20 protein-coding genes and 2 tRNA genes are annotated in these 26,962 nt (G+C 72.3%); 14 read left to right on the top strand and 8 right to left on the bottom strand.

The genetic code is table 11. The features are described 5' to 3' along the window. Complete coding sequence (locus tag ACLIBK_RS01310; RefSeq protein ID WP_415385397.1) at positions 1–1,197, bottom strand: deoxyguanosinetriphosphate triphosphohydrolase; 1,197 nt, start codon at positions 1,195–1,197, stop codon at positions 1–3. Between the two features lie 137 nt (positions 1,198–1,334). Between ACLIBK_RS01310 and ACLIBK_RS01305 the strand changes: the two genes are divergently transcribed. After that, entirely contained in the window at positions 1,335–1,688 is a 354-nt protein-coding gene (locus tag ACLIBK_RS01305) for a HesB/IscA family protein (protein WP_415385396.1), read from the top strand. A 15-nt stretch (positions 1,689–1,703) separates the two neighbouring features. After that, the gene (locus tag ACLIBK_RS01300) at positions 1,704–2,474 is read left to right on the top strand and encodes an exodeoxyribonuclease III (RefSeq protein ID WP_415385395.1); all 771 of its coding nucleotides are present in this window, start codon (positions 1,704–1,706) and stop codon (positions 2,472–2,474) included. A gap of 42 nt (positions 2,475–2,516) precedes the next feature. On the opposite strand, the gene ACLIBK_RS01295 is transcribed toward ACLIBK_RS01300, so the two are convergent. The 4 genes from ACLIBK_RS01295 to ACLIBK_RS01280 all read right to left on the bottom strand — a co-directional run bounded on the left by ACLIBK_RS01295 (position 2,517) and on the right by ACLIBK_RS01280 (position 8,028). Beyond that, entirely contained in the window at positions 2,517–5,228 is a 2,712-nt protein-coding gene (locus ACLIBK_RS01295) for a valine--tRNA ligase (RefSeq protein WP_415385394.1), read from the bottom strand. 73 nt (positions 5,229–5,301) lie between these two features. Further along, positions 5,302–5,823: a DUF2497 domain-containing protein gene (locus ACLIBK_RS01290; RefSeq protein WP_415385393.1), complete on the bottom strand. Its 522-nt coding sequence runs from the start codon at positions 5,821–5,823 to the stop codon at positions 5,302–5,304. A 2-nt stretch (positions 5,824–5,825) separates the two neighbouring features. After that, positions 5,826–7,244 carry a TolC family outer membrane protein gene (locus ACLIBK_RS01285; RefSeq protein ID WP_415385392.1) on the bottom strand — a complete coding sequence of 473 codons (1,419 nt, stop codon included), beginning with the start codon at positions 7,242–7,244 and terminating at the stop codon, positions 5,826–5,828. Positions 7,245–7,380: 136 nt separating this feature from the next. Next, positions 7,381–8,028, bottom strand: coding sequence for a protein-L-isoaspartate O-methyltransferase family protein (locus tag ACLIBK_RS01280; protein WP_415385391.1), 648 nt, complete (start codon positions 8,026–8,028; stop codon positions 7,381–7,383). Positions 8,029–8,131: 103 nt separating this feature from the next. On the opposite strand from ACLIBK_RS01280, the gene ACLIBK_RS01275 reads away from it, so the two are divergent. From ACLIBK_RS01275 to ACLIBK_RS01255, 5 genes are all read left to right on the top strand, one after another. Next, positions 8,132–8,205 (top strand) — tRNA-Cys (locus tag ACLIBK_RS01275). A 79-nt stretch (positions 8,206–8,284) separates the two neighbouring features. Then, positions 8,285–8,360, top strand: a tRNA-Asn gene (locus ACLIBK_RS01270). A 73-nt stretch (positions 8,361–8,433) separates the two neighbouring features. Then, positions 8,434–9,585 (top strand): alpha-D-ribose 1-methylphosphonate 5-triphosphate diphosphatase, encoded by a 1,152-nt coding sequence (locus ACLIBK_RS01265; RefSeq protein WP_415385390.1) that lies wholly within the window; start codon positions 8,434–8,436, stop codon positions 9,583–9,585. Next, positions 9,582–10,265 (top strand): DUF1045 domain-containing protein, encoded by a 684-nt coding sequence (locus tag ACLIBK_RS01260; RefSeq protein ID WP_415385389.1) that lies wholly within the window; start codon positions 9,582–9,584, stop codon positions 10,263–10,265. The genes ACLIBK_RS01265 and ACLIBK_RS01260 overlap by 4 nt, the downstream gene beginning before the upstream one ends. A 32-nt stretch (positions 10,266–10,297) precedes the next feature. Then, positions 10,298–12,085: a gamma-glutamyltransferase family protein gene (locus ACLIBK_RS01255; RefSeq protein ID WP_415385388.1), complete on the top strand. Its 1,788-nt coding sequence runs from the start codon at positions 10,298–10,300 to the stop codon at positions 12,083–12,085. An 81-nt stretch (positions 12,086–12,166) separates the two neighbouring features. Here the strand turns inward: ACLIBK_RS01255 and ACLIBK_RS01250 are convergent, their stop codons facing one another. Beyond that, positions 12,167–13,327, bottom strand: a complete 1,161-nt coding sequence (locus ACLIBK_RS01250; protein WP_415385387.1) for an amidohydrolase — start codon at positions 13,325–13,327, stop codon at positions 12,167–12,169. Positions 13,328–13,348: 21 nt separating this feature from the next. Between ACLIBK_RS01250 and ACLIBK_RS01245 the strand changes: the two genes are divergently transcribed. The 3 genes from ACLIBK_RS01245 (at position 13,349) to ACLIBK_RS01235 (ending at position 19,580) form a co-directional block, all read left to right on the top strand. After that, complete coding sequence (locus ACLIBK_RS01245; protein ID WP_415385386.1) at positions 13,349–15,265, top strand: autotransporter assembly complex protein TamA; 1,917 nt, start codon at positions 13,349–13,351, stop codon at positions 15,263–15,265. Positions 15,266–15,267: 2 nt separating this feature from the next. Beyond that, on the top strand, positions 15,268–19,293 hold the full coding sequence (locus tag ACLIBK_RS01240; RefSeq protein ID WP_415385385.1) for a translocation/assembly module TamB domain-containing protein: 4,026 nt from the start codon (positions 15,268–15,270) through the stop codon (positions 19,291–19,293). Positions 19,294–19,382: 89 nt separating this feature from the next. Further along, positions 19,383–19,580 (top strand): hypothetical protein, encoded by a 198-nt coding sequence (locus ACLIBK_RS01235; protein ID WP_415385384.1) that lies wholly within the window; start codon positions 19,383–19,385, stop codon positions 19,578–19,580. Positions 19,581–19,633: 53 nt separating this feature from the next. Here ACLIBK_RS01235 and ACLIBK_RS01230 read toward each other — a convergent pair whose 3' ends face one another. Beyond that, entirely contained in the window at positions 19,634–21,025 is a 1,392-nt protein-coding gene (locus ACLIBK_RS01230; RefSeq protein ID WP_415385383.1) for a dipeptidase, read from the bottom strand. Between the two features lie 138 nt (positions 21,026–21,163). After that, entirely contained in the window at positions 21,164–21,622 is a 459-nt protein-coding gene (locus ACLIBK_RS01225) for a GlcG/HbpS family heme-binding protein (protein WP_415385382.1), read from the bottom strand. 392 nt (positions 21,623–22,014) lie between these two features. On the opposite strand from ACLIBK_RS01225, the gene urtA reads away from it, so the two are divergent. The 4 genes from urtA to urtD all read left to right on the top strand — a co-directional run bounded on the left by urtA (position 22,015) and on the right by urtD (position 26,922). Further along, positions 22,015–23,358, top strand: a complete 1,344-nt coding sequence (gene urtA, locus ACLIBK_RS01220) for an urea ABC transporter substrate-binding protein (RefSeq protein ID WP_415385381.1) — start codon at positions 22,015–22,017, stop codon at positions 23,356–23,358. A 116-nt stretch (positions 23,359–23,474) separates the two neighbouring features. Continuing rightward, positions 23,475–25,052, top strand: a complete 1,578-nt coding sequence (gene urtB / locus ACLIBK_RS01215) for an urea ABC transporter permease subunit UrtB (RefSeq protein WP_415385380.1) — start codon at positions 23,475–23,477, stop codon at positions 25,050–25,052. Continuing rightward, positions 25,049–26,176, top strand: coding sequence for an urea ABC transporter permease subunit UrtC (gene urtC, locus ACLIBK_RS01210; RefSeq protein ID WP_415385379.1), 1,128 nt, complete (start codon positions 25,049–25,051; stop codon positions 26,174–26,176). Before urtB ends, urtC begins: the two co-directional genes overlap by 4 nt. After that, on the top strand, positions 26,173–26,922 hold the full coding sequence (gene urtD / locus ACLIBK_RS01205) for an urea ABC transporter ATP-binding protein UrtD (RefSeq protein ID WP_415385378.1): 750 nt from the start codon (positions 26,173–26,175) through the stop codon (positions 26,920–26,922). The genes urtC and urtD overlap by 4 nt, the downstream gene beginning before the upstream one ends. Positions 26,923–26,962 lie beyond the last annotated feature (40 nt).

The raw sequence follows: 26,962 nt of genomic DNA, 5'->3' as shown, positions 1-26,962 counted from the left end.
CTAGCCGGGAATGTTCGGGTCCGTCAGGCGACGGTGTTCCTCGAGGGCGAAGCGGTCCGTCATGCCCGCGATCCAGTCGCATACCACGGCGGCGGCCTGGGCGCTGCCCGCCGCCCCGGCGCGCTGGCACCAATCGGTGGGCAGCATCTCCGGCCCGCCATGCAGCAGGCTGAACACCACCTGCAGCGCCCGCTTGGTTTTCTGCGCCGTGCGGTTGACCCGCCAGTGGCGGTACATGCGGTCATGGAGGAAGTCGCGGGTTTCCTGGTTCAGCGCCGTCATGCGGGTGCTGAACACCACCACCGGGGCGGAGGCGGCCCGGATGTCGTCCACGCTGCTCGGCTTGAGGATGGCGATGCGGCGCTCCGCCTCGGCCACCACGTCGTTGATCATCCGATTGATGACGCGCCGGATGGTTTCGCTGGCTAGGCGTTCCCGGGTGGCGCCGGGATTGGCGCCGCGGGCCGCTTCCAGCGCTTCGCCGAACAGCGGCAGGCTGGCCGCCTCGTCCAGGGTGAAGATGCCGGCGCGCAGGCCGTCGTCCAGGTCGTGGTTGTTGTAGGCGATGTCGTCGGCGATGGCCGCCGCCTGCGCCTCGGCCGAGGCGTGGGTGGTCAGGTCCAGCGGGTGGCGCTTATTGTATTCGGCGATATAGGGCGGTGGCCGGCGCAGCGGGCCGTTGTGCTTGGCCAGCCCTTCCAGGGTTTCCCAGGTCAGGTTCAAACCGTCGAAGCCGGCATAGCGGTGCTCCAGCAGCGTCACGGCCTTGAGGCTCTGGGCATTGTGGTCGAAGCCGCCGAAGGGCCGCATGGCGCCGTTCAACGCTTCCTCCCCGGCATGGCCGAAGGGCGGGTGGCCGAGGTCGTGCGCCAGGGCCAGGGCTTCCGCCAGGTCCTCGTCCAGCCGCAGCTGCCGGGCCAGGGAACGCGCGATCTGGGCGACCTCGATGGAATGGGTCAGCCGGGTCCGGAAGGCATCGCCCTCGTGGTAGATGAAGACCTGGGTCTTGTATTGCAGCCGCCGGAAGGCCGCGCTGTGGATGATGCGGTCGCGGTCGCGCTGGTAGGGCGAGCGGGCGTCGCCGCCCTCCGGCACCAGCCGGCCGCGCGAGGTTTCCGGCCGCACGGCCCAGGCCGCCAGCGGCGACACCGGCGTTGCGGTATCCGGCGCGCCCGGCGCCGGGGACTGCGCGGTCATGGGCGGGGCACGGGCTGCATGGGGCTTTCGGCCCTAGCACCGGGCGAGCGGCGACCGCAACCCCGCCTCATCGGACACCCCGATTGGAATCCCGGCCGGCGACACCCTATCTTCCCGGTGACGGAGTTTCACGCACCATGCCCGACGGTTCGCAGACGGCCCTTCCCGAGTTCCGCGCCACGGAGCGCGCCCAGCAGCAGGTGGTGGAAATCGCCGCCCGCGAGGGCCGCCCCGGCGCCGGGCTGCGCGTCGCGGTGGAGGCGGGCGGCTGTTCCGGCTTCCAGTACAGGTTCGAGCTGGCCGATGCGCCGGACGCCGAGGATTATGTCCAGGAGGGCATCGCCCGCGTTTTCGTGGACCCCGTGTCGCTGGACCTGCTGCGCGGCGCCGAGCTGGACTGGACGGATGAGCTGATCGGCGCCCATTTCGCCGTGCGCAACCCGCAGGCCGTGTCGGGCTGCGGCTGCGGCGTGTCCTTCTCGGTCGGCTGAGCGCGTCCCCTCCCCTTGCGCCTCTGCACCTTCAACGTGAACTCGGTGCGCAAGCGCGCGCCGCATCTGCGCCGGTTGCTGGAACGCCATCGGCCCGACCTCATGTTCCTTCAGGAACTGAAGTGCAGGACGGAGGAGTTCCCCGATCTCGGCCTGGATGAGCTCGGCTATCGCGCGGAAGCCTTCGGGCAGCCCGGCGGGCGCAACGGCGTGGCGGTGATCGGCCGCATCCCCTTCGAGGTGGTGGCGAATACCCTGCCCGGCGCCCCGGACGACACCCATGCCCGCTACGTCGAGGTGCGCGCGGCCGGGGCCCACCTGGCCGGCATTTACCTGCCCAACGGCAACTCCGGCGGTGAGGACGGCTTCGCCTACAAGATTCGCTGGATGGAACGGCTGCGGGCCGTGGCTGCTGCCCGGCTGGACAGGTTCCAGCCCCTGGCCATCCTGGGCGACTTCAACGTGTGCCCGACGGATGCGGACTTCCCGCCCGGCGGCATGCCTCCCACCGACGCGCTGGTGCGCCCGGAAAGCCGTGCCGCCTTCCGGGCGCTGCTCAACCTCGGGCTGACGGATGCGCTGCGGGCGCTGCACCCGGCCGATGCGCCCTATACCTATTGGGACTACGGCCCGGCCTTCGAGGCCAATCGTGGCCTGCGCATCGACCACGGGCTATTCTCGGCCGAGCTGGCCGAGCGGCTGTCCGGCGCGGTCGTCGATCTCGATGCCCGGTCGGAGGAAACACCCTCCGACCACGCCCCGGTTCTGTTCGACCTGGCGGACTGACGCGGCGCGGGGACGGGGCGGCCCGTTCCCGGCATCACACGGTCAGGCCGCGATGCGGCCCAGCGCGGCGGTCAGCCGCGCGACCTCCGCTTCCGCCGCGCTGAGGCGTTCGCGGTTTTCCTCCACCACCTCCGGCTTGGCGCGGGCCACGAACTCCGCGTTGTCCAGCTTTTGGGCGATCTTGCGTGCTTCACCCTCCGCCTTGCCACGCTCCTTGGTCAGCCGGGCACGCTCGGCGTCGAGGTCGATGATGCCGGCGAGCGGCAGCATGATGGTGACATCGCCCAGCACTGCCTGCGCGACGCCCTTGGGCGGCTCCCCGACCAGCGGCTGCAGCTCGCTCAGCTTGGCAATGCGGCGGATCGTGTCCATCCAGCGCGCGCCCCTCTCCAGGGTCGCCGCCGGCGCGTCCTGCAGCAGCAGCGGCACGGCGGTGCCGGGCGGGACATTCATTTCCGCCCGCACGCCACGCACGGTGGAGATCAGCGCCACCAGCCAGTCCAGCTCCTCGCGCGCTTCGGCAGCATCGCGCACCTCGGCGGCGGTGGGCCAGCTGGCGCGAATCAGGCTGCCCTCCTCGCCGTAGCCGAGCTGGTGCCAGAGCTCCTCCGTCATGAAGGGGGCGACGGGGTGCATCAGCCGCAGAAGCACGCCCAGCACGTGCTGGGCGGCACCACGCGCTTCCCGGGCCTCGGGCGTGTCGCCGGAGGCCAGGGCGGGCTTGGAGAACTCCAGGAACCAGTCGCAGAACCCGTCCCAGGCGAAGCGGCGCAGCGCGGCCGCGTATTCGTCGAAGCGGAAGTTCTCCAGCGCCGCGGTGCATTCGGCGACCGCCGAGTTGGCCGCATCCAGCACCCAGCGCGCCAGCGGCGTGGTGCAGGCCGCCGGGTCGAAGCCCCCGTCGGGCGCGATGCCGTTCATCTCGCAGTAGCGCGCGGCGTTCCACAGCTTGGTGATAAAGGAGCGCCCGTTCTCCACCCGCGAGCGGCCCAGCTTCACGTCGCGCCCCGGACCGGCCAGCGAGGCGATGGTGAAGCGCATGGCGTCGGCGCCGAAGCTGTCGATCAGCTCCAGGGGATCGATCACGTTCCCCTTGGACTTCGACATCTTCTGGCCCTTCTCGTCGCGGACCAGGCCGTGGATGTAGACGGTGCGGAAGGGCACGTCGCCCATGAGGTGCAGCCCCATCATCATCATCCGGGCCACCCAGAAGAAGATGATGTCGAAGCCCGTCACCAGCACGTCGGTGGGGTAGTACTTGTGCAGCTCCGCCGTCTTCTCCGGCCATCCCAGGGTGGAGAAGGGCCAGAGGGCGGAGCTGAACCAGGTGTCCAGCACGTCCTCGTCCTGGGTCAGCGCCTCGTCGCGGCCGTAATGCGCCCGTGCCGCCTCCTGCGCGGCGGCGGCGTCGCGGGCGACGAAGTTGTGCCCGTCCGGCCCGTACCAGACGGGGATGCGATGGCCCCACCAGAGCTGGCGCGAGATGCACCAGGGCTCGATGTTGCGCATCCAGGCGAAGAAGGTGTTCTCCCATTGCTTCGGCACGAAGCGGGTGCGGCCGCTCTCCACCGCCGCCACCGCCGGCTTCGCCAGAGTGGCGGCGTCGCAGTACCATTGCAGCGTCAGCCGCGGCTCGATCGGCACGCCGGAACGGTCGCCATGCGGCACGGCGTTGGTGTGCGGCTCCACCTTCTCCAGCAGGCCAAGCCGGTCCAGTTCGGCGACGATGCTCTCGCGCGCCGCGAAGCGGTCCTGCCCCGCCAGGGCGCGCACGAAGCCCGGTTCCGCCACGCCGTCGACGGCGGTGAGGTCGCCCTCGATCTCGTCCAGGGCGACGCGCGCCTCGGCATCCAGCACGTTGGGCATGGGCAGGCCGTGCCGGCGGCCGAGGGCGTTGTCGTTGAAGTCGTGCGCGGGGGTGATCTTCACCGCACCCGTCCCCTTCTCGGGGTCGGAATACTCGTCGGCGATGATGGGGATGCGGCGGCCCACCAGCGGCAGCACGGCGAAGCGGCCCACCAGATCGGCGAAGCGCGGGTCCGTGGGATGCACGGCCACGGCCACGTCGCCCAGCAGGGTTTCCGGCCGGGTGGTGGCCACGGTGATGAAGCGGTCCGGCTCCACCGCGCCGTCCGGCCCGGCCACGGGGTAGCGCAGGTACCAGAGGCTGCCGTTCACCTCGCGGCTCTCCACCTCCAGGTCGGAGATGGCGCTCTGGAACACCGGATCCCAGTTCACCAGACGCCGGTCGCGGTAGATCAGCCCCTGTTCGTGCAGGGTGACGAAGACTTCCCGCACGGCGGCAGACAGGCCCTCGTCCATGGTAAAGCGCTCGCGCGGCCAGTCCAGGCTGGCGCCAAGGCGGCGGAGCTGGCGGGTGATGGTGCCGCCCGACTGCGCCTTCCATTCCCAGACATGCTGCAGGAAGGCCTCGCGGCCGATCTCCCGCCGCTTGACGCCCTGGCCGGCCAGCAGGCGCTCCACCACCATCTGGGTGGCGATGCCGGCATGGTCGCTGCCGGGCTGCCACAGCGTGTCCCGGCCCTGCATCCGGCGCCAGCGGATCAGCAGGTCCTGCACCGTGAAGGTCAGGGCATGGCCGACATGCAGGCTGCCCGTGACGTTGGGCGGCGGGATCATGATGGTGAAGGGCTCGGCCGAGCTTTCCGGCCGCGCCGAAAAGGCGCCGCCGGCTTCCCAGCCTTCGTAGAGCCGCGCCTCGAAGGCGGCGGGCGTCAGGACCTTGTCGAGCATGGCGCATCCCTGTGCCGGGAGGCGCCCGGGCGTCAAGTGCGCCGGTGTCGCGGGCGCCCGAGGGTGCGGCGGCTCAGCTCAGGGCGCGGCCCACCACGCGCTCGATCTCGGCGCGCACCAGCCGCTCCACCAGCCCGGGCAGGTGGGCGTCCAGCCATTCCTTGAGCATCGGCCGCAGCTCCTCCCGCACCACATCCTCGATGGAGGGGCCGCCGCGGTGCACGGGGCTGCCACGTTCCGCCGCCACGGTGCGCGCCAGGTGGCCCAGCGCGGCAGCGGTGGCCGCGGCGGCGACGGAGCCGATCAGCCCCTCCTCGCCCACCACGGGTGGAGGCGGCGGCGGGGCGGGCGGCGGCTCGGGCGCCGGGACCATCATGGCTTCCGTCAGGTCCAGCGGCGGCTCCTCCGCCGGCTGTGCCGGGGGCGGGCCAGGGGGCGCTGCCGCGGCGGGTGCCGCGGGCGCGGCGCCTTCCGGGCCGACCGGCACCGCCTCGTCCTCGTTCAGGATACGGCGGATGGAGGCGAGGATGTCCTCCATGGTCGGGTCCTGGCCGGGCGGGCCGGCATTGTTGCCCGGAGGGGTGTTGCCCGACATGCTCAGGGCGTCGTCGCGGTGGCGGTCGGGGTGGAATAATCGCCCAGGCCCACCCAGCGGTTCCGCACCTCGCGGTAGTACTGGCCCATGTCGTAGAGCTGCACCGGCAGGGCGAGGTCGCGCGCCGTCAGCCGACCGACGGCGGCGGCCACCGCGTGGCTGGTGGTCACCACGTTGGCTAGGGCGCGCACCAGGGTGACGCGGGCGTTCAGCAGCTCCTGCTCGGCGTTCAGCACGTCCAGCGTGGTACGGCTGCCCACGACGGCCTCGCGCTGCACGCCGTCCAGGGCGACCTCGGCCGCGCGGATCTGCGAGCGGGTGGAGTCGACCTGCGCGCGGTTGCTCTGCGCCACCTCCCAGGCGGCCACGGCCTGCTGCACGGCGACGCGGCGCTGGTCGTCCACGATCTGCCGCAGGCGGTTGGCGTCCTGCCGCGCCTGGCGCACCTGCGAATGCTCGCCGCCGCCCTGGTAGAGCGGCACGGACAGCGTGGCGGTGATCGACTCGCCGGTGCCGCGGGTGCCGCGCACGGTGCTGTTGTCGCTGCGGAAGGCCTGGGCCTGCAGGCTGGCCTGCGGCAGCAGCGTGGACTGCTGCACGTCGATGAAGTCGCGCCCGGCGGCCTCGTCGAACAGGGCGGCCACCACGTTGGGATTGTTGATGGCGGCGAGCTGGGCCGCGTCCTGGGCCGAGCGCACCGGCAGGCGCAGCGGCTGCGGCGCCGTCAGCCGCTCCGGCGCGATGCCGGTGGTGCGCAGAAACGTCGCCCGTGCCTGCTGTAGCTGCCCTTCGGCATCGGCGCGGGTGGCGCGGGCGCCGGCGATGCGCGACTCCGCCTGCGCCACGTCCGTGCGGGTGATCTCACCGACCCGGAAGCGCTCGTTGGTGGCGTCGAGCTGGCGCTGCAGCACCTGCACGTTGTTGATATTGAGGCGGACTTCCTCCTGGTACCGGATCAGCCCGACATAGGCGTTCACCGTGTCCTGCAGCACCTGCTGCTCGGTGGCCAGCAGCCGCGCCCGCTGCGCCAGCACCTGGTTCTCCGCCCGGCGAGTGGAGGCCACGGTGCGCCCGCCGCGATAGAGCGGCTGCGTCACCGTGCCGGACAGGTTCAGGGTCTGCCGGTCCAGGTTACGGTAGGCCGAGATGCTCTCGCCTTCCGGGTTGATCGCCTGGGCGCGGGACCGGGCATCGGCGTAGCCGGGCGCCGCGGTCACCACGACGCTGGGTCGCCAGCCGGACAGCGCCTGGGGCACGTTCTCGTCCACCACGCGGAGCTGGGCCCGCGCGGTCTGCAGGGTCGGGTTGTTGGCGTAGGCCTGGGCGAGCGCTTCCTGAAGCGTCTGCGCCCGCGCCGCCGTCCCCCCGCCGAAGCCGGCAAGGGCGACGGACAGGAACAGGGCAGCACGTGGGGAGGTCATGGTCACGGTTATCCTCCGCGGCCATCTGGAACCGGCCGCGACTGCGGAAAAGGGTTGCTCCGACCCTAGCCCGGCCCGGCAGCGCAGCGCCAGGAGCAATCCCGGGGACCCGGCCGCCGCGGGCGGCCGGAACGCGTCAGGCGAAGACGAAGCCCGGCTCGGGCGCGAAGCCCGGCAGCAGCGCCGTCCGGCAGTCGAACACATCGGCCGTGGCGAAGGCGCCGCCGGTCCGGGTGCCCAGCACCGCGGCACCGGGGCGCACGGCATCCTGGAGCACCGTCACCAGGCGGCCACCCTCGGCCAGCTGCTCCGACAGGGCGGCGGGCACGGCGGGGATCGCCCCCTCGATCACGATCACCTCGTAAGGTGCGCCGGCCGGCCAGCCCGCCGCCAGCGGGCCACGCTCCTGCCGCACGCCGCGGGTGCGCGGCGCCGCGGCAGCCAGGGCCAGCAGGCGCTCATCCTCTTCCAGGGCCACCACCTGGGCACCCACCGTGGCCAGCACGGCGGCGCCGTAGCCGCTGCCGCTGCCCACCACCAGCGCCCGGTCGCCCGGCCGCACGGCGGCGAGCTGCAGCAGGCGGGCCAGCATCATCGGCTGCATCAGCACCCGGCCGCCGCCCAGCGGCAGGTCGCCATCCGCCATGGCGCGGGATGCCTGCGCCGCGGGAGCGTAGCTTTCGCGCGGCAAGTGCAGCATGGCATCCACCAGGCGCGGATCGGTGATGCGGTTGGGGCGGAGCTGTCCATCCACCATGTGCCGGCGTGCCTCGGCGAAATCCATGCCGTTTCGGGTCCCTGCGATGGCTGCGGCGCTTATAGGACCGGGGGGACGCAGGGCCAAGCGCACTGGACTTCCCGCCTCCCGATCCGTAAGGAGGCCCGGCGGCTCCGTGCCCGAGTGGTCAGGGAGCGGTCTGCAAAACCGTCTACGGCGGTTCGATTCCGCCCGGAGCCTCCAATCGCTTACCCGGATCGCACTTCATCCGGGACCAGGACTTGTCGGCGTCCCCGCCCTCCGCTATTGGGCCGCCGAGCGTTCCCCGATAGCTCAGCTGGTAGAGCATGCGACTGTTAATCGCCAGGTCGTTGGTTCGAGTCCAACTCGGGGAGCCATCCTTCTCATCATCCGCGGGATAGCACCGGCCGCCGTGCCGGCGCCCTCCCGCGCGTGCCGTGCCGGGACCCGATGATCCGCGAGACCATCCTCACCGACGCGACCCTGGTACTTCCCGACCGCGTCATGCCTGGCACCGTGGTGCTGCGAGACGGCCTGATCGCCGCCGTGGACACCGGGCGCAGCCATGCCCCGGGCGCGACCGAGCTCGGCGGCGACTACCTCCTCCCCGGCATCGTCGATCTGCACACGGACAATCTGGAACGGCAGGCGCAGCCGCGGATCAACGCTCGCTGGCCCTCGCGTTCCGCCATGCTGGTGCACGACGCCCAGACGGCGGCGGCCGGGGTCACCACGGTGCTGGATGCGCTCTGCGTCGGCGACATCAATTCCGGCGGCGGCCGCGACCGCACATTCCGCGAAGGCGTGGCCGACCTGGACGCGCTGGATGCGGTGGGCGCGCTGAAATGCGACCACTTCTTGCACCTGCGCTGCGAGCTGCCGGCGCCGGAGATGCTGGACCTCCTCGCAGGCGTGGCCGAGCACCCACGCCTGCGGCTGGTCAGCCTGATGGACCACTGCCCCGGTGTCGGGCAGTTCACCGACATGGCGCGCTACCGGGCCATGCTGGCGCGAGACGGCTTCTCCCCCGAGGCAGCCGAGCGCCGGATCGAGGAGCTGCTTTCCCTTCGGGAGCGCTTCGCAGCACCTAACCGCGCAGCCCTGCTGGCGCGCCTCTCCGGCCGCCACATCCCGCTGGCCGCGCATGATGACTGGTCGGCCGAGGCGGTGGCGCGCAACGCCGCCGACGGCGTGCGGATCAGCGAGTTCCCCGTGAATCCCGAAGCGGCCCGCGCCGCCCGGGTGCAGGAGATGAGCGTCATCGTGGGCGCGCCCAACCTCGTGCGTGGCGGCAGCCATTCCGGCAATGTTTCGGCCCTGGCGCTGTGGAGGGAGGGCCTCGCCGACGCCATCGCCAGCGACTACGTCCCCGCCGCGATGCTGGAAGCTGCCTGGCGCCTGGCGACCGAACCCGGCACGGATCTCACGGCGGCTGTGCGCAGCATCACCGACACCCCCGCCCGCATGGTGGGGCTGCAGGATCGCGGCCGCATCGCCGCGGGGCTGCGGGCCGACCTGCTGCGCGTCCGGCCGCTGCCCGACTCGGTGGGTGGCCTGCCGGTGGTGCGGGCCGTGTGGCGCGGCGGGGAGCGCATCGCGTGAACGGACCGGCCCGGGTAGCGCTGTACTGGGCACCGAGCCTGGACGACCCGCTGCACGCCCGAGGCTCCGCCTGGCTCGGGCGCGACGCGGAGAGTGGGGCCACCCTGCCCCAACCCGAAATTCCCGGCTTCGACCTGCCGGCTGCAACGGCGGAGGCCCGGGGCTACGGGCTGCACGCCACGCTGAAACCGCCCTTCCGCTTCACCGGCCCCTTTCCCCTGCTGCGGGACGCTACGGCGGCGCTGGCGGCTCGCACGATGCCCTTCGCGCTGCCGCCGCTGGAACTGCACGACCTCGACGGCTTCCTGGCCCTGCGCGAGAGCGAGCCCTGCCCGGCCCTGCAAGGCTGGGCCGACCGTTGCGTCGAGGCGCTGGACCCGTTCCGGGCCCCGCTTACCCCGGCAGAGGTCGCGCGGCGCCGGCCGGAGCGGCTGAGCGAGCGCGAGCGCGAGCACCTGTCGCGCTGGGGCTACCCCTACGTCTTCGACCATTGGCGCTTCCACGTGACCCTGTCGCGCCGTCTCACGCCCGCCGAGAAGGAGGTCGTGCTGCCCGTGCTGCGGGCGCATCTCGGCGATGTGCCGGCCCGGCCGCGCGAGGTGCGGGAGCTGTGCCTCTTCACCCAGCGCGAACCGGGGGCGCCGTTCCTGCTCGCGGAGCGCTTACCGCTCGGCGGCTGACGCCGCGGCCTCGGCGCCCTATGCTGGGCGCCATGTTCACCACGCGCCCCGAGATCGCCGGCACCTTCGGGTGCGTATCCAGCACCCATTGGATCGCCAGCCAGGTCGGCATGGCCGTGCTGGAGCGCGGCGGCAATGCCTTCGACGCCGCCGCCGCCGCGGGCTTCACCCTGCAGGTGGCTGAGCCGCACCTCAACGGCCCGCTGGGCGACTGCCCGATCATCGTGCACGACGCCGCCACCGGGGCGCAGCGGGTGATCTGCGGCCAGGGCGTGGCGCCAGCCGCGCTGACGGTGGAACACGTCCGCGGCTCCCTCGGCCTGGAGCTGATCCCCGGCACCGGGCTGCTGCCGGCGATGGTGCCCGGCGCCTTCGATGCCTGGGCCACGCTGCTGCGCGACGGCGGCACCTGGACGCTGGGCGAGGTGCTGGAATTCGCCATCGGCTACGCCGCCCGCGGCATACACTACGTGCCGCGCATCTGCGCCACGGTGCAGACCATGCGGCCGCTGTTCGAGGCGGAATGGCCCACCAGCGCCGCGCTGTGGCTGCGCGACGGCGGGCCGCAGCCGAACCGGCTCTGGGCCAACCCGGCCCTGGCGGACACTTACCGTAGGGTGGTGCGGGAGGCCGAGGCGGCCGGTTCCGACCGCGTGGCGCAGATCGATGCCGCCCGCCGCGCCTGGTATGGCGGCTTCGTGGCCGAGGCGATCGGCCGCTTCGTCGCCGAAAACGAGGTGATGGACGCCTCCGGCGAGCGGCACCGTGGCGTGCTGACGGCACAGGACATGGCGAACTGGCGGGCGCCGGTGGAGGCGCCGGTGTTCCTGGACTACGGCAACACCCGCATCCTGAAATGCGGCACCTGGAGCCAGGGTCCGGCGATGCTGCAGACCCTGGCGCTGCTGCGCGGCTTCGACCTCGGCGCCCTGGACCCGATGGGCGAGCGCTTCGTGCACTTGGTGGTGGAAGCGATGAAGCTGGCCTTCGCCGATCGCGAAGCCTTCTACGGCGACCCCGACCACGTCGCGGTTCCGCTGCAAACCCTGCTGTCGGACGGCTACACCGACGCGCGGCGCGCGCTGATCGGCGAGGAAGCCTCGCTGGAGTTCCGGCCCGGCAGCCCCGACGGCATCGCCCCCCGCACCGACTACGCCGCCGCGGTGGAACGCGCCCGCGCTGCGCACGAAGCGGCCGGCAGCGGCGAGCCCACCGTGTCGCGGCTGGGCGCTTCCGGTGGCGACACCTGCCACGTGGACGTCGTGGACCGCTGGGGCAACATGGTGTCCGCCACGCCCTCCGGCGGCTGGCTGCAATCCTCCCCCGCCATTCCCGAACTGGGCTTCTGCCTCGGCACCCGCGGGCAGATGTTCTGGCTGGACGAGACGCTGCCCAACGGCCTGCGCCCCGGCCGGCGGCCGCGCACCACGCTGTCCCCCGCCATGGCGCTGCGCGACGGCGTACCCTGGATGGCCTTCGGCACGCCCGGCGGCGAGCAGCAAGACCAGTGGCAGCCGATCATGCTGCTGCGCATGCTGCATCACGGCTTCAACACCCAGCAGGCGATCGACGCGCCGGCCTTCCATACGGAACACTGGGTGTCGTCCTTCTGGCCGCGCGGCGCGCGTCCCGGGAAGGTGGTGCTGGAAGGACGCTACGACCTCGGCGTGGCCAAGGCGCTGCAGGCGCGCGGCCACCTCGTGGAGATGGGCGGCGACTGGACCGAGGGCCGGCTCTGCGCCATCCGGCGCGAAGCGGATGGGCAGATCCTGGCGGGGGCGAACCCCCGCGGCATGCAGGGCTACGCGGTGGGGCGCTGAACCCACCCCGCGGCGGACCGGGCGCCCTGCCCGGCCCCGCGCGGCATGGGCGTCCGGCCCCCGTCGCGCGGTGACTCGGCGTCAGCCCGCGGCGGGACTGCTCAGCGCCCGCTTGGCGGCCTCGACCAGGAAGTTCGCGGCCACCGGCAGGACGCGGTCGTCGAAGTCGTAGTGGGAATTGTGCAGCTCGCGCCCGCCCTCGGTGGCGCCGTTGCCGATCCACACGAAGGCGCCGGGCACCTCGTGCAGGTATCGGCTGAAATCCTCCCCCGTCATTGCCGGGCCGATGTCGCGGCGCAGCGTGCCCACCGCGGCGGCGGCCTCCGCCGCCATGTCGCGTTCCTCCGGGGAATTGCGGGTGGCGTCCACGCCGCTCAGGGTCCGCGCCGCGGCCTGCACCCCGAAGGTGGCCGACACGCCCGCCGCCACCCGGTCCAGCCCGTCGCGGATCTGCTGGCCGACCTCGGGGCGGAAATAACGGTAGGTGCCGTTGATGATGACCTCCCCCGCGATCTGGTTGGTGGCCTCGCCGCCATGCACCGTGGTCAGGCTGACCACGCCGGTGTCCATCGGGTCCAGGCTGCGCGACACGATGGATTGCGCCGCCACGATGGCGTGGCCCGCCGCGACGATGGGGTCGCGCGCCAGGTGCGGCAGGGCGGCATGGCCGGCATGGCCGCGGATCGCCAGCTCGAAGCGGTTGCCAGCCGCCATCACGGCGTGGTCGTGCACGGCCACCGTGCCGATCGGCAGGCCCGGCCAATTGTGCCAGCCGAAGATGCGCTCCATCGGGAAGCGTTGGAACAAGCCGTCCTCGACCATGCGGTTGGCGCCGCCGCCGCCTTCCTCGGCGGGCTGGAACACCAGCTGCACGGTGCCCGACCAGCTGTCGTCCCGCAGCAGCAGGGCGGCGGCGCCGAGCAGCGCGGCGGTGTGGCCGTCATGGCCGCAGGCGTGCATCACGCCGGGCCGGGTGCTGCGCCAGGGCAGGTCAACCGAGCTTTCCTGGATCGGCAGAGCGTCCATGTCCGCCCGCAACCCGACGGAACGGTTACCGCCGCCTCGCCGCAGGGTTGCCACGATTCCGTGCCCCCCTACGCCCTCGACGATCTCTTCCACGCCCAATTCACGCAGACGTGAGGCGACGAATTCCGCCGTCGGGCCTTCTTCCAGTGTCGGTGCGGGGTGGGCGTGCAAGTAACGCCGCCAGCGGGTCAGCGTCTCCGCAAGGTTCTGATCCATGACGAGGGGATAGCCTTTCCTTTGCCCAGGCTCCACAGCAACTTACCGCTCGCTCTCGTCCTCGTCGCGCTTGCCGTCCTTGCCGCTCCCCGCCTTCCCGCCTCGGCGCAGGAAACGCCGCGGAACGCGCCCGAGGGTCCGGCCCTGCCCTCGCCGGCCGACACGCTGGAAGAGGCCGGGCTGCCCTACGAGACCACGCTGCGTCCCACCGGCGACGGCGGGCTCGACACGGCCCTGGGCAACGTGTCCGCCCTGCGCCGGCTGCAGCGGGCGGCCCCCACCACGGCCGAGGGGCTGGTGGCCCGCGCCCTGCAGGACCGCGACCAGCTGGTGCGGGCGCTGCGGGCGGAAGGCTACTACGACGGCACGCCCGTGGTGCTGCTGGCGGACGAGCCGCCGGACGCGCCGCAGCTGGCCCTGCGCCTGGCGCAGCGGGGCGGCACGGTTCCGGTGGTGATCGGGGCGAACCCCGGCACCCGCTACACCATCGGCACCCTGCGCGTGACGCCCGAGGTGCCGGAGGCCGACATCACCTCCGCCGGGACGCTGACCGGCCTGGACCCCGGCGACCCCGCGCGGGCGCAGGGCGTGATCGACGCGGGCGAGCGCCTGCTGACCGGCATGCGCGAGACCGGCCACCCCTTCGCCGCCGTGGCCCGGCGCGAGGTGACGGTGGACCACGACACCCGGCTGATGGACGTCACCTATGTCCTGCAGCCCGGCCCCCGCGCCCGCTTCGCCACGCCGGAGGTGGAGGGCGCCACCCGTGTGGACCCGAAGATGCTGCGCGCCGTGGCGGGGCAGCTGACCGACCGGGAGTACGACCCGCGGCAGCTCGACCGCGTGCGGCGGGACTTCGTGGCGCTGGGCGTCTTTTCCACCGCGCGCACCCGCACGGGCGAGCAGCTGGACGCCAGTGGCCGCCTGCCCGTCACCTTCCTGGTGGCGGAGCGGCCGCGGCGCGCCCTGGGCATCACCGGCGCCTACGAGACCCGCAACGGTCCCACCGTCACCGCCTACTGGGAGCACCGCAACCTGTTCGGCGGCGCCGAGCGGCTGCGGCTAGAGGCCCAGGTCGGCCGCACCAGCCAGAGCAGCGCCGGCAACGACCTCAACGCCCGGGTGTCCGCCAACCTGCGCACCCCCTGGGTGGGCGGCCGCAACCTCACCTTGGTGAACGAGGTGGCGGTGCTGCGTGAGCGGCTGCTGGCCTATGACCGCGACGCGATCACGGCCAATGCCTCGGTGGAAACCAAGCCCGACCCGCGGCTGACGGTGTCCGGCGGGCTGCTGGGCGAGTTCGGGCGCACCCAGGAGTTCGAAACGGCGCGGCAGAACTACCAGCTGGTCGGGCTGCTCGGCACGGCGGTGTGGGACGACACGGACAGCCTGCTGGACGCCACCCGCGGCTACCGCGCCAACGCCCTGGTGTCCCCGATCTATGCCATCGACGGCGGCAGCGTCTTCACCCGGCTGCGGATCGGCGGCAGCGCCTATTACGACGTGACCAGGGACAAGGGCACGGTGCTGGCCGGCCGCGTTTCCGTGGGCAGCATCGTCGGCGCCAGCACGCTGGAGGTGCCGCCCCATCTGCGCTTCTTCGCCGGCGGCGGCGGCTCCGTGCGCGGCTACGACTTCCAGCGCATCGGGCCGCGGCGGGCCAACGACACGCCGCGCGGCGGGCGGTCGCTGGTGGAGGCCAGCGTGGAACTACGCCAGCGCATTTCCGGCCCGATCGGCATGGTGGCCTTCGTGGACGGCGGCAGCGTGGAGGACAGCCCCACCCCCGGCTTCAGCGAGCTGCACTTCGGCGCCGGCCTGGGCGTGCGCTACGCCACCGCCATCGGGCCGATCCGCGCCGACGTGGCGCTGCCGCTGAGCAAGGTGCCCGGGAATTCCGGCTACGGGCTGTATATCGGCATCGGCCAGGCGTTCTGAGGGTGCGCCGCTGGATCGTCGGGGGGCTGCTGGTCCTCCTGCTGTTGCCGGTGCTGCTGGTGGGCGGCGCGCTGGTGTTTCTCAATGTCGGGCCGGGGCAGGCGGTGCTGGTGCGGCTGGCCGCGTCCTTCATGCCGGGGCTGACGATCGAGGGGCTGCACGGCCGCCTGCCGGACGGGCCGCGGATTTCCCGCATCGTGCTGTCGGACGCCCAGGGCCCCTACTTGGTCGCCGAGGACGCGGCGCTGGATCTGGACCTCGGCGCGCTGCTGCACCGGGAGGTCCGGGTGCGGCGGCTCTCGGCCGGCCACGTCGTGCTGAGCCGCCTGCCAGTCTCCGAGCCGGAGCCGGAGCCCGCGCCGCGCGAGCCCGGCAGCCTGCTGCCCTCCCTGCCCCAGCTGCCGGTCGGGCTGGCGCTGGAAGCGCTGGAGGCCGAGCGGCTGGAGATCGGCGAGGCCGTGGCTGGCCGCGCCGCCGTGCTGAACGTCCAGGGCGGCGGGCGCCTGGGGCAGGACGGTGCCTTCGTGGGCCTGCGGGCGCGCCGCCTGGACGCCCCGGGGTCCCTCGATGCCGACCTGGCCCTGGCACCGGGGCAGCGGGTGAAGCTGGCCCTGTCCTACGATGAGCCCGCGGGCGGCATGGTGGCCGGGCTGCTGGGCGTGCCGCCCGGACCGGGTCAGGCCCGCATCGCGTTGGACGGCCCCGCGGAAGGCGCGGCCCTGACGCTGTCCTTCCAGGTCGGCGACGGGCTCTCGGCCGAGGCCAACGGCACTCTCGCCCTGCCCGCCGATGGCGGACTCGGCCTGCAGGCGCGCGGCACGGTGCGCGCCCCGGCCTTGCTGCCCGCCCCGCTGACCGGTGGCGACTTCGCCGTGGACCTCCGGCCGGAGGGCAGCGGGCACCGCCTCAACGCCCTGACCGTCACGGCCGCGCCCGGACAGGTGGACGCTTCCGGGCTGGTGGGCGACGCTCTGGACCTGCGCCTGCGCGCCCGGCTCGGCGATGCCGCGGCCCTGGGGGCGCTGCTGCCGGCGGGGCTGGGCTGGTCGGCGCTGGAACTGGACGGCAGCGTGACGGGCAGCACGAGCGCCCCGGCGGTGGACGCGCGCGCGGTGGTCCGCGCGCCCCGCATTCCCAACGCCCCGCCCAACCTGGTGGGCGAGGCCCTGACCGTCAGCCTGCGCGGCGACCTGCAACGGATCGAGGCGCTGGAGCTGAGCGGCGCCGGCATCAGCCTCAGCGCCTCCGGCCAGTACCGCGATCCGCTGGACCTGCGCCTGCGAGCACGCATGGGCGATGCGGCGGCGCTGGGGGACCTGCTTCCGGACGGGATCGGCTGGGCCGGGCTGGAGGTGGAAGGCACCGTTTCCGGCACCACGGCCGCGCCGGCGGTGGATGCCCGCGCCACGCTGCGCGGCCCCCGCCTGCCCGGTCCCTTGCCCGGCCTGCTGGGCGAGGCGCCGACCCTGGCGTTGCGCGGCGACCTGAACCGGATCGAGCACCTGGAACTGACCGGGGCGGGCATCACCGCCACGGCCTCGGGCAGCTTTCGCGACCCGCTGGATCTTTCGGCCCGACTGACACTGGCCAACACGGAGTCCCTGGGCCAACCCGTGCGCGGCCAGTTGCAGGCCGAGCTGCGCGTCGCGGGCACGATGGCCAATCCCTCCGTGCAGGCCACGGTGACCAGCCCGGTGCTGGAGGTGCAGGGCCGCAAGCTGGAACAGGCACGGCTGGAAGCCGCCCTGTCGCAGGTCAACCCGCCCACCGGCCGCGCCACCCTGCGCGGGCGCCTGGAAGGGCAGCCGCTGAGTCTGGATGCCGCCTCGGCCCTGGACGGTACGACGCTGCGGATCGAAACGCTGACGGCAGCCCTGGGCCCGGTGGCCCTGCGCGGCAACGGCGCCTTCGACACTGCCCGCACGGTGTTCGACGGCGAGGCGACGCTGGAAGCGCGCGACCTCGCGCCGCTCTCCTCCCTCGCCGGCACGCCGCTGGGCGGCGGGCTGCGCCTGGAAGCCCGGATGGCGCCGGATGCGCGCGGCGTGCAGGGGCTTCGGGCCAACCTGCGCCTGAACCGGCTCAGCGCCGCCGGCACGCCGGTGGACGGCACGGTGCAGGCGGAGGGCACGCTGGCCGCGCTGAACCTGCAGGCCCAGGTCACGGCGGCCGAGGCGCGGCTCAACACCCGCGCCCGGCTGGCCCTGCTGGGGCCGGAGCGCCGGGTGGAACTGGCGGCGCTGGACGTGACGCGGGGCCAGCTCGGGGTCCGGTTGACCGCGCCGGCCGCGGTGGTGCTGGGCGCCGATGGTGGCATCCGCCTGCCCGGCCTGTCCCTGGCCACCCGTCCCGGCGGCAGCCTGCGCCTCGCCGGCCAGTGGGGGCCCGAGCGGGCCGACCTGCGTGCCACGATCGCCAGCCTGCCTGCGTCCATCGTCAACATCTTCGCGCCCGACCCGCCGCTGGCCGGCAGCATTTCCGGCGACGTGCGCGTGGCCGGCACCACCGCCGCACCGGCCGTGGAGGGCGAGTTGCGCGCGACCGGGCTGCGGGCCCAGGCACCCTGGGCGCAGGGCCTGCCGGCCGCCAACCTCACCGTGAACGCCCGCACGCGCGGCCAGGCCATCGAGGCGCAGGCCGAGCTGCGCGCCGGCACCGCCGTGTCCGCCACACTGGCGGCGCAGCTGCCGCGCGGTGCCGCGGCGGATGCCCCGTTGCAGGCGACGCTGCGCGGCAATGCCGATCTCGGCGTGCTGGCCAGCCCCTTCCTGGCCGCCGGGGCCAACCGCGCCACGGGGCGGCTGAGCATCGACGCCCAGGCGAGCGGCACGGTGTCGGCACCGCGGCTGTCGGGCGGCGCCACCCTGGCGGGGGGCAGCTTCCGCAACCTGGAATACGGCATCGCCCTGCGCGACATCGCCGCCCGGCTGCGGGCCGAGGGCGACCGCGTGGTGTTGGAAAGCCTGACCGCCCGCGGCGGCCAGGGCACGCTGAGCGGCCAGGGGCAGTTCCAGCCCTTCGCCGCCGGGCAACCGGTGGACCTGACGGTCACCGCGCGCGGCCTGCAGCCGGCGGCCAGCGACCTGTTCACCGGCGTGCTGGATGCCGGGCTGCGCCTGGATGGCGGGCTGGGTTCGGGCATGCGCCTGTCCGGGCAGGTGGAGGTGCAGAGCGCCACCCTCGGCATCCCCGAGAACCTGCCGGGCAGCGTCGCCGACCTGGGCGAGGTGCGCGAGCGCGGCCGCGGCGTCACCCCCGCCCGGCGCAACACGCGCGCCGCAGCGGCGCGAGGCAACGCCGCGCCGCCGGCCGCCGCACCGCCGATGAACCTGGACCTGTCGCTGAACGTGCCGGGCCGCTTCTATGTCCGCGGTCGCGGCCTGGATGCGGAGATGGCCGGACGGCTGCGGGTGGGCGGCACCATCTCCGCCCCGGATATCGAGGGCGCGCTGCGCATGGTGCGCGGCACCTTCACCGTGCTGGACCGGCGGCTGACCTTTGGGCGCGGCAACCTGACCTTTTCCGGCCCGGTGCTGCCAGAGCTGGACTTCCTGGCCAGCAGCAATGTCAGCAACACCACGGTCAGCATCGCCATCACGGGGTCGCCAACCGCCCCGAAGATTGAGTTCACCTCCTCGCCCGAGTTGCCGCAGGACGAGGTGCTGGCGCGGCTGCTGTTCCGCCGCTCCACCAGCCAGCTCTCGCCCTTCCAGATCGCGCAGATCGCTCAGGTGCTGGCGGGGGCGACGGGGCTGCTCAGCGCCGATCCCGGCGGCGGGCTGGTCAGCCGCGTGGCGCGCAGCCTGGGGCTGGACCGGCTGGGCGTCGGCACCGGCAGCACCGGAGCGCTGGGCGTCGAGGCGGGCGGCTATCTCGGCAGCGGCATCTACCTGAACGTCGATCCCGGTGCGACCACGGGCCAGCCCCGGGTAGGGGTGGAGGTGGAGCTGACGCCGCGGCTGAAGCTGGAAAGCAGCACCGGCACCGATGGCCAGAGCGCCGGCCTGTCCTACGAGTACGAGTACTGACCCGCGGGGACTTCCCCGCGCGGCCCGAGGCGGCCTATGCCGGTCCCGACCGGCGGACTAGCTTCTCCGCCGGGAGAAGGGGATGAACCATGCGTTCCTATGACGGCCAGTTCAGCGACAACAAGCCGATCCATCGCACCCGCGACGAGAAGCGCAAGCTGCTGCGTGAATTGGAGGAAACCCTGGCCGGGCTGAAGTCGCACGCTTCGCCCAGCCTGCGCGAAAGCCTGAAGACGCGGATCGCCGGCCTGAAGGCCGACCTGGCGCCGCCCCGCCCGGGCAGCTGAACCTCGGCCCCCGGCGACGCGCGGATCGCGCGTCGCCGGGGCACGGCCGCGTTTCAGCTCACGCGGCCGAGGGCGCCCAGCAGGCGCGCATGCGACCGGGCGCCGTGGACGAGGCAGTTCCAGTCGAACTTCTCGTTGGGGCTGTGCACCTGGTCGTCGTTCAGGCCGAAGCCCATCAGCAGCGCGTCCATGCCCAGGATGCGGCGGAAGCTTTCCACCACCGGGATGGAGCCGCCGCAGCCGATCAGCGCCGGGGCGCGGCCGAACTCCTCCGACAGCACCGTGGTCGCCGCGGCGACGTAGGGGCTGTCGCTGGACACCTCGATCGGCGAGGCGGTGCTGAAGATCTGCACCTCGGCCGTCACATCCTTGGGCAGCCGCTCCGCCACGAAGCGGCGCAGCCCTTCCGCCACGGCCTGCGGGTCCTGCTGGCCCACCAGGCGGCAGCTCAGCTTGGCGTGCGCCTCGGCAGCGATCACCGTCTTGCTGCCCTCCCCCGTGTAGCCGCCCCAAATGCCGTTCACGTCGCAGGTCGGCCGGGCCCAGAGGCGTTCCAGCGCGCCCAGCCCGCGCTCGCCGGCGGGAACGGACAGGCCGACATCGCCCAGGAAGGCGGCCTCATCGAAGCGCAGCGCGTCCCATTGCGCGGCCTGCGCGTTGGAGACCAGCGTCACGCCGTCGTAGAAGCCGGGGATCTGCACGCGGCCGTCATCATCGTGCAGGTCGGCCAGGATGCGCGACAGCAGGTTCAGCGGGTTGCGCGCCGCGCCGCCATACATGCCGGAATGCAGGTCGCGCGAGGCGGCGCGCAGGTCGATCTGGGCGTAGACCATGCCGCGCAGCCGGGTAGAAACGGCGGGGGTCTGTGGGTCCCACTGGTTGGTGTCGCTGACGATGGCGATCGCCGCGCGCAGTTCCTCCGCATTCGCCTGCAGAAAGGCGTCGAGGCTGGGGCTGCCGACCTCTTCCTCGCCTTCGATCAGCGCGGTGATCCGGGCGGGCGGGCCGCCCGCCACGGCCTGCCAGGCGCGCAGGGCGGCCAGCCAGGTCATCACCTGCCCCTTGTCGTCCACCGCGCCGCGCGCCACCACGCGCTCGCCGTTCGGGCCCGGCACCACCGTCGGCTCGAAGGGCGGGCTGGTCCAGAGCTCCAGCGGCTCAGCCGGCTGCACGTCGTAGTGGCCGTAGTAGAGCAGGTGCGGCGCGTCGCCGCCCGGCCCAGGGTGATGCGCCACCACCACGGGATGGCCGGCCGTATCGCGCACCGAGGCCTGGAAGCCGAGTTCCGTAAGTTCCCGCACCAGCCAGTCCGCCGCCAGGCGGCAATCCGCGGCGTGGCGGGGCTGGGCGCTGACGCTGGGGATGCGCAGGAAGTCGAAGTAGCGGGCGCGCGTCGCGGGCTCCTGCTCGTCGAGGTGGCGCAGGACGTCGTCGATGGCGGTCATCGGGAAACTCCGGCAGGCGAAGGGTGAAGGGCGCAAGGTCGGCAGCGGGACGCGGCGCAGGGTGGCCAGCACCGCGGCGCGGCGAAACGGGCGGCGGCGGGACGCGGCGGTCCGGCGGGGTCGCGTCCCGCACCCGGGTCAGTCGCCGGTGTCGGGGCTCAGCCCGGCGGCGTTGATGCCGGCCACGGCCGCCGCCTCATCCTTGTCGGAAGCGTCCCCCGACACGCCCACAGCGCCGAGGATGCCGCCCTTGCTGTCGCGCACCAGCACGCCGCCGGGCACCGGCACGGCGGAACCGCCGGCGAGATCGGAAAAGGCGTTCATGAAGCCCGGCATGGTCTGGGAACGCCGTGCCAGTTCGCGCCCACCGAAGCCCAGCCCGATGGCACCGAAGGCTTTGCCGTGGGCGATGGTGGGCCGCATCAGGGAGCAGCCATCCTCCCGCAGCACGGCCTTGAGCTGGGCGGCCTGGTCCAGCACCACCACGGTCAGCGGCGCCAGCCCGAGGCGTCGGCCCTCCGCCAGGGTTTCCCGCGCGATGGTGTGCGCGGCGTCCAGGGTCAGGCCATGGTCGAAGCCGGTGGGCGGGTTGGGCATGGGTTCAGCTCCAGCGCGTGATCGCCGCGGTAAACCACGGCCTGCGGGCCGCGGCCAGTGTTCCGGCCACAGTGCTGCTCAAGGGGAGTGGTGGCGGCAAGGCCGGGCAGGTTATCGGCCGTTGGAGCGCACCAAACGGCCACCCGGAGCCTACTTTCCGGATTCTGCTTTATTCGTATGCAGAAAGTCGCTGCAGGCCGCCAGTTGCATACAATCCGCTCACGGCCTTGGCACCGGTTTGGGGGCCAGCCTCGTTCCGTCGGCGCGGAACACCGTTCCGGCCGCGTGGCACCGGCATTGCAACGCTCCGCCGCGAAGGCCGCCCGCGCGGCCATCCGTCGCGTCGGACCTTCCTGCCGCACGACCCGCCCCGTTTCCGGAAAGGACCTCCCATGTCCGACACCCCTTCCAACCTGGGCCGGCGTCGGCTCGGCCTGCTCGGCGCCGCCCTGGCCACCACCGCGGGGCTGCGCGGTTTCCCCGCCATCATCGGCTCCGCCCGGGCGCAGGGTGCGCCGGCCGGTGCGCCGATCAAGATCGGCGTCCTGCATTCCCTGTCCGGCACCATGGCGATCAGCGAGACCACGCTGAAGGATGTCATGCTCATGCTGGTCGAGGAGCAGAACAAGAAGGGCGGCGTGCTCGGCCGCAAGCTGGAAGCGGTGGTGGTGGACCCCGCTTCCAACTGGCCGCTCTTCGCCGAGAAGGCGCGGCAGCTGATCTCGCAGGACAAGGTGGCGGCGAGCTTCGGTTGCTGGACCTCCGTGTCGCGCAAGTCCGTGCTGCCGGTGTTCGAGGAGCTGAACAGCATCCTCTTCTACCCCGTCCAGTACGAGGGCGAGGAGAGCAGCAAGAACGTCTTCTACACCGGCGCCGCCCCGAACCAGCAGGCGGTTCCCGCCGTCGACTACCTGGCCAAGGAGGAAGGCGTGCAGCGCTGGGTGCTGGCGGGCACGGACTACGTGTATCCCCGCACCACCAACCGCATCCTGGAAGCCTACCTGAAGTCCAAGGGCGTCGCCGAGAGCGACATCCTGATCAACTACACGCCCTTCGGCCACAGCGACTGGCAGAACATCGTCAGCCAGATCAAGCAGTTCGGCTCCTCCGGCAAGAAGACCGCCGTGGTGTCCACCATCAACGGCGACGCCAACGTGCCCTTCTACAAGGAGCTCGGGAACCAGGGCATCAAGTCCACCGACATTCCCGTGGTCGCCTTCTCGGTGGGCGAGGAAGAGCTGGCCGGGCTGGATACCGCACCGCTGGTCGGGCACCTCGCGGCCTGGAACTACTTCATGTCCGTCGATGACCCGTCCAACAAGGCGTTCATCGAGAAGTGGCAGGCCTTCACCCGGAACCCCCGCCGCGTCACCAACGACCCGATGGAGGCCCATTACATTGGCTTCAACATGTGGGTGCAGGCGGTGGAAAAGGCCGGCACCACCCACGCCGACCCGGTGATCGACGCGATGATCGGCGTGTCCGCACCCAACCTGTCCGGCAGCACCTCGACCATGATGCCCAATCACCACATCACCAAGCCCGTGCTGATCGGTGAGATCCAGAACAACGGCCAGTTCAACATCGTGTCGCAGACGCCGACCATCGTGGCACAGGAATGGTCGCCCTACCTGGAAGGCTCGCGCGACCTGATCGCGGATTGGCGCAAGCCGATGAGCTGCGGGAACTTCAACGTCCGCACCGGCAAGTGCGGTGGCGCCAGCAGCACGAACTGATCCGAGCGGCGGGGCCTGTTCCGGCCTCGCCCGCCGTGTTCCCACGGGCAGGTTCCGCTTCCCCGGCCCTTTCCTGGCCGGGAGAGCCCTGCCCCTTCCGGACGTGAAGGAACGGCATGGTCCGGCTCGCTGGCTTCCTGCTTCTTGTTCTGCTGGCACTCTCGCCGGCCGCGCTGCGGGCGCAGCCGGCCGGCACGGAGCTGCTCGCCTCCAGCTCCTTCGACGATGTCCGGCGCGGGGTGGAATCCCTGGCCGCCTCGGGCGATGGGCGGGCCATCCCCATCCTGGCGGCCTATGCGGAAGGCCGGCTCTTCGTGCGGCCCGACCGGACCCTGCTGATCCGGGACGGTGCCGCCTATCGCGACGCGATCACCGGCGAGCCGGCGGCTGCCTCCGGTAATCCTCGCGCCGTGCGGGTCAACAACGCGCTCCGCCGCAGCGTCGAGGCGGCATTGGGGGCGCTGCGCCTGTTCGCCAGTGACCCCGCAGCGCGCGGCGCGGCGGCGGCGGCCGTGTTTCGCGCCCGCGATCCCGCCATGCTGCCGGCACTCGACCGCGCCATCGCCGCCGAGCGCGACGCCGGCGTGAGGCGCGCCATGGCGGAAGCGCGCGCCGCGGCGCTGCTGTCCTCCACCGAGGCGGCCGAACCCGACCGCCTGGCCGCGGTGGGCGTGCTGCGGGCGCGGGGCGATATCGATGCACGGGCGCTGCTGTCCTCCCTTTCGGCGCAGCCCCCGGCGGTGGCTGCGGCGGCTGCGGCGGCGGTGGAGGGAATCGACTTCAACCTGCAGCTCTGGTCGGCGGCGCAGAATGTTTATTACGGCCTCAGCCTCGGCTCGGTGCTGCTGCTGGCGGCGGCCGGCCTCGCCATCACCTTCGGGGTGATGGGCGTGATCAACATGGCCCATGGCGAGCTGGTGATGCTGGGCGCCTATGCCACCTTCCTGGTGCAGGAGGTGATCCGCAGCCATGCGCCGGAGCTCTTCGGCGCCAGCCTGTTCATCGCCATTCCCGTGGCCTTCCTGGTGACGGGTGCGGCGGGCGTGCTGATCGAGCGCTGCATGATCCGCTTCCTGTATGGCCGGCCACTGGAAACATTGCTGGCGACCTTCGGCCTGTCGCTGGTGCTGCAGCAGGCCGTGCGCTCCGTCTTCGGCCCCACCAACCGCGAGGTCGGCACCCCCGCCTGGATGAGCGGCGCGACGCAGTTGGGCGGGCTGACGCTCACCTGGAACCGGCTGACCATCATCGTCTTCGCGGCGCTGGTGCTGGCGGCGCTGATGCTGGCGTTGCGCTACACGGCGCTGGGCCTACAGATGCGGGCGGTGACGCAGAACCGGCGCATGGCGTCCGCCATGGGCATCCGCACGCCCTGGGTGGACGCGCTGACCTTCGGCCTGGGCTCCGGCGTGGCGGGTCTGGCCGGGGTGGCGCTGAGCCAGATCGACAATGTCAGCCCCAATCTCGGCCAGGGCTACATCATCGACAGCTTCATGGTCGTGGTGTTCGGCGGCGTCGGCAACCTGTGGGGGACGATCATCAGCGCGATGACGCTGGGGGTCGTGAACAAGTTCCTGGAACCTTTGGCGGGCGCGGTGCTGGGCAAGATCGTGGTGCTGGTGCTTCTGATCCTGTTCATCCAGCGCCGGCCGCGCGGCCTGTTCCCGGTCAAGGGAAGGTTCATCGACGCATGAGCAACCGTGCCGCCACCCTCACCCTGGTGCTCGTCCTCGGCGGCGTGCTGCTGCTGGCCGCGCTGAACCAGCTGATGCCGCCGGGCAGTGCCCTGCACGTACCGACCTTCGTGGTCTCCATCGCCGGCAAGTACCTGTGCTTCGCCATGCTGGCCCTGGCGGTGGACCTGGTCTGGGGCTTCGCGGGCATCCTGACGCTGGGCCATGCCGCCTTCTTCGCGCTGGGCGGCTACGCCATGGGCATGTACCTCATGCGGCAGATCGGCGCCCGCGGGGTCTACGCCAATCCGGTGCTGCCGGACTTCATGGTATTCCTGAACTGGCGGGAACTGCCCTGGTACTGGTGGGGCTTCGACCATTTCCCCTTCGCGCTGGTGATGGCACTGGTCGTGCCCGGCGTGCTGGCGCTGGTGTTCGGCTGGCTGGCCTTCCGCTCGCGCGTGACGGGCGTCTACCTGAGCATCATCACCCAGGCGCTGACCTACGCGCTACTACTGGCCTTTTTCCGCAACGACATGGGCTTCGGCGGCAACAACGGCCTCACCGACTTCAAGGAGCTGCTGGGCTTTCCCCTGCAGAGCGACGCGACGCGCTGCGCCCTGCTGGTCGCCACGGGCGTGGCGCTCTGCGGCTGTTTCCTGCTGGCCCGCGCCCTGGTGCTGTCGCGCTTCGGCAAGGTGCTGGTCGCCGTGCGCGACACGGAGAGCCGGACCCGGTTCCTCGGCTACCGGCCCGAGCACTACAAGCTAGTGGCCTGGGTGGTGTCGGCGCTAATGGCCGGGCTGGGCGGCGCGCTCTACGTGCCGCAGGTCGGCATCATCAACCCCGGCGAGTTTTCCCCCGCCAACTCCATCGAGGCCGTGGTCTGGGCCGCGGTGGGCGGGCGCGGCACCCTGGCCGGGCCCATCCTGGGCGCGGTGCTGGTGAACCTTCTCAAGACGGTGTTCACCGGCGCCCTGCCGGAACTGTGGCTCTTCGCGCTGGGCGGGTTGTTTATCGGCGTGACCCTGTTCCTGCCCAAGGGACTGGTGGGCAGCCTGCCCTCGCTCGCCTCGCGCCGCATGCCGGCGCCGGTGCCGCCGCCGAGCCCCGCCGACGCCGCGGCCCGGGAGGCCACCTCGTGACCGGCACGGCGGGAACCCTGCTCTACGTGGACGGCGTCACCGTCACCTTCGATGGCTTCCGGGCGCTGAACGAGCTTTCCCTGGTGCTGGAGCCCGGCGAGATGCGGGCGGTGATCGGTCCCAATGGCGCGGGCAAGACCACGATGATGGACGTGATCACCGGCAAGACCCGCCCCGACAAGGGCCAGGTGGTGTTCGGCGCCGATGTCGACCTGACCCGGCTGGACGAGCCGGCGATCGCGCGCCTCGGCATCGGGCGGAAGTTCCAGAAGCCCACGGTGTTCGAGCCGCACACCGTGCGCGACAACCTGCTGCTGTCGCTGGCCGGCAACCGCCGCGCCCGCTTCGCGCTGTTCGCGCGGGAAAGCGTGGCCGAGGGGCGGCGGATCGAGGAAATCCTGACCACGATCCGCTTGGTCGAGCACGCGCATCGCCGCGCCGGCGACCTCAGCCACGGGCAGAAGCAATGGCTGGAGATCGGCATGCTGCTGGCGCAGGACCCGCAGCTCCTGCTGGTGGACGAGCCCGTGGCCGGCATGACCGATGCCGAAACGGCGCAAACGGCGGAACTGCTGCGCGAGATCAACCGCACCCGCTCCGTGGTGGTGGTGGAGCATGACATGGAGTTCGTCCGCGCCCTGGGCGTGAAGGTGACCGTGCTGCACGAGGGCAGCGTCCTGTCGGAAGGGCAGCTGTCGCATGTCAGCGCCGATCCCCGGGTGGTCGAGGTGTATCTTGGCCGCTGAAGCCGCGGGCAGCGTGCTGCCGGACGCTACGGCGCGGCCG

Source organism: Roseomonas sp. BN140053, from assembly GCF_047690175.1.
Classification (GTDB): Bacteria; Pseudomonadota; Alphaproteobacteria; order Acetobacterales; family Acetobacteraceae; genus Roseomonas.
The sequence above is the reverse complement of the archived record's forward strand: the minus strand, read 5'-3'. Positions and strand labels throughout refer to the sequence as shown.

What these genes read in the sequence shown, in the direction of transcription:
- urtB (WP_415385380.1), top strand. Translation starts at nt 23,475, where the DNA reads ATGGTCCGGCTCGCTGGCTTCCTGCTTCTTGTTCTGCTGGCACTCTCG.
- urtA (WP_415385381.1), top strand. Translation starts at nt 22,015, where the DNA reads ATGTCCGACACCCCTTCCAACCTGGGCCGGCGTCGGCTCGGCCTGCTC.
- ACLIBK_RS01295 (WP_415385394.1), bottom strand. Translation starts at nt 5,228, where the DNA reads ATGCTCGACAAGGTCCTGACGCCCGCCGCCTTCGAGGCGCGGCTCTAC.
- ACLIBK_RS01225 (WP_415385382.1), bottom strand. Translation starts at nt 21,622, where the DNA reads ATGCCCAACCCGCCCACCGGCTTCGACCATGGCCTGACCCTGGACGCC.
- ACLIBK_RS01255 (WP_415385388.1), top strand. Translation starts at nt 10,298, where the DNA reads ATGTTCACCACGCGCCCCGAGATCGCCGGCACCTTCGGGTGCGTATCC.
- ACLIBK_RS01235 (WP_415385384.1), top strand. Translation starts at nt 19,383, where the DNA reads ATGCGTTCCTATGACGGCCAGTTCAGCGACAACAAGCCGATCCATCGC.
- ACLIBK_RS01305 (WP_415385396.1), top strand. Translation starts at nt 1,335, where the DNA reads ATGCCCGACGGTTCGCAGACGGCCCTTCCCGAGTTCCGCGCCACGGAG.
- ACLIBK_RS01285 (WP_415385392.1), bottom strand. Translation starts at nt 7,244, where the DNA reads ATGACCTCCCCACGTGCTGCCCTGTTCCTGTCCGTCGCCCTTGCCGGC.
- ACLIBK_RS01310 (WP_415385397.1), bottom strand. Translation starts at nt 1,197, where the DNA reads ATGACCGCGCAGTCCCCGGCGCCGGGCGCGCCGGATACCGCAACGCCG.
- ACLIBK_RS01265 (WP_415385390.1), top strand. Translation starts at nt 8,434, where the DNA reads ATGATCCGCGAGACCATCCTCACCGACGCGACCCTGGTACTTCCCGAC.
- ACLIBK_RS01280 (WP_415385391.1), bottom strand. Translation starts at nt 8,028, where the DNA reads ATGGATTTCGCCGAGGCACGCCGGCACATGGTGGATGGACAGCTCCGC.
- ACLIBK_RS01230 (WP_415385383.1), bottom strand. Translation starts at nt 21,025, where the DNA reads ATGACCGCCATCGACGACGTCCTGCGCCACCTCGACGAGCAGGAGCCC.
- ACLIBK_RS01250 (WP_415385387.1), bottom strand. Translation starts at nt 13,327, where the DNA reads ATGGATCAGAACCTTGCGGAGACGCTGACCCGCTGGCGGCGTTACTTG.
- urtC (WP_415385379.1), top strand. Translation starts at nt 25,049, where the DNA reads ATGAGCAACCGTGCCGCCACCCTCACCCTGGTGCTCGTCCTCGGCGGC.
- ACLIBK_RS01290 (WP_415385393.1), bottom strand. Translation starts at nt 5,823, where the DNA reads ATGTCGGGCAACACCCCTCCGGGCAACAATGCCGGCCCGCCCGGCCAG.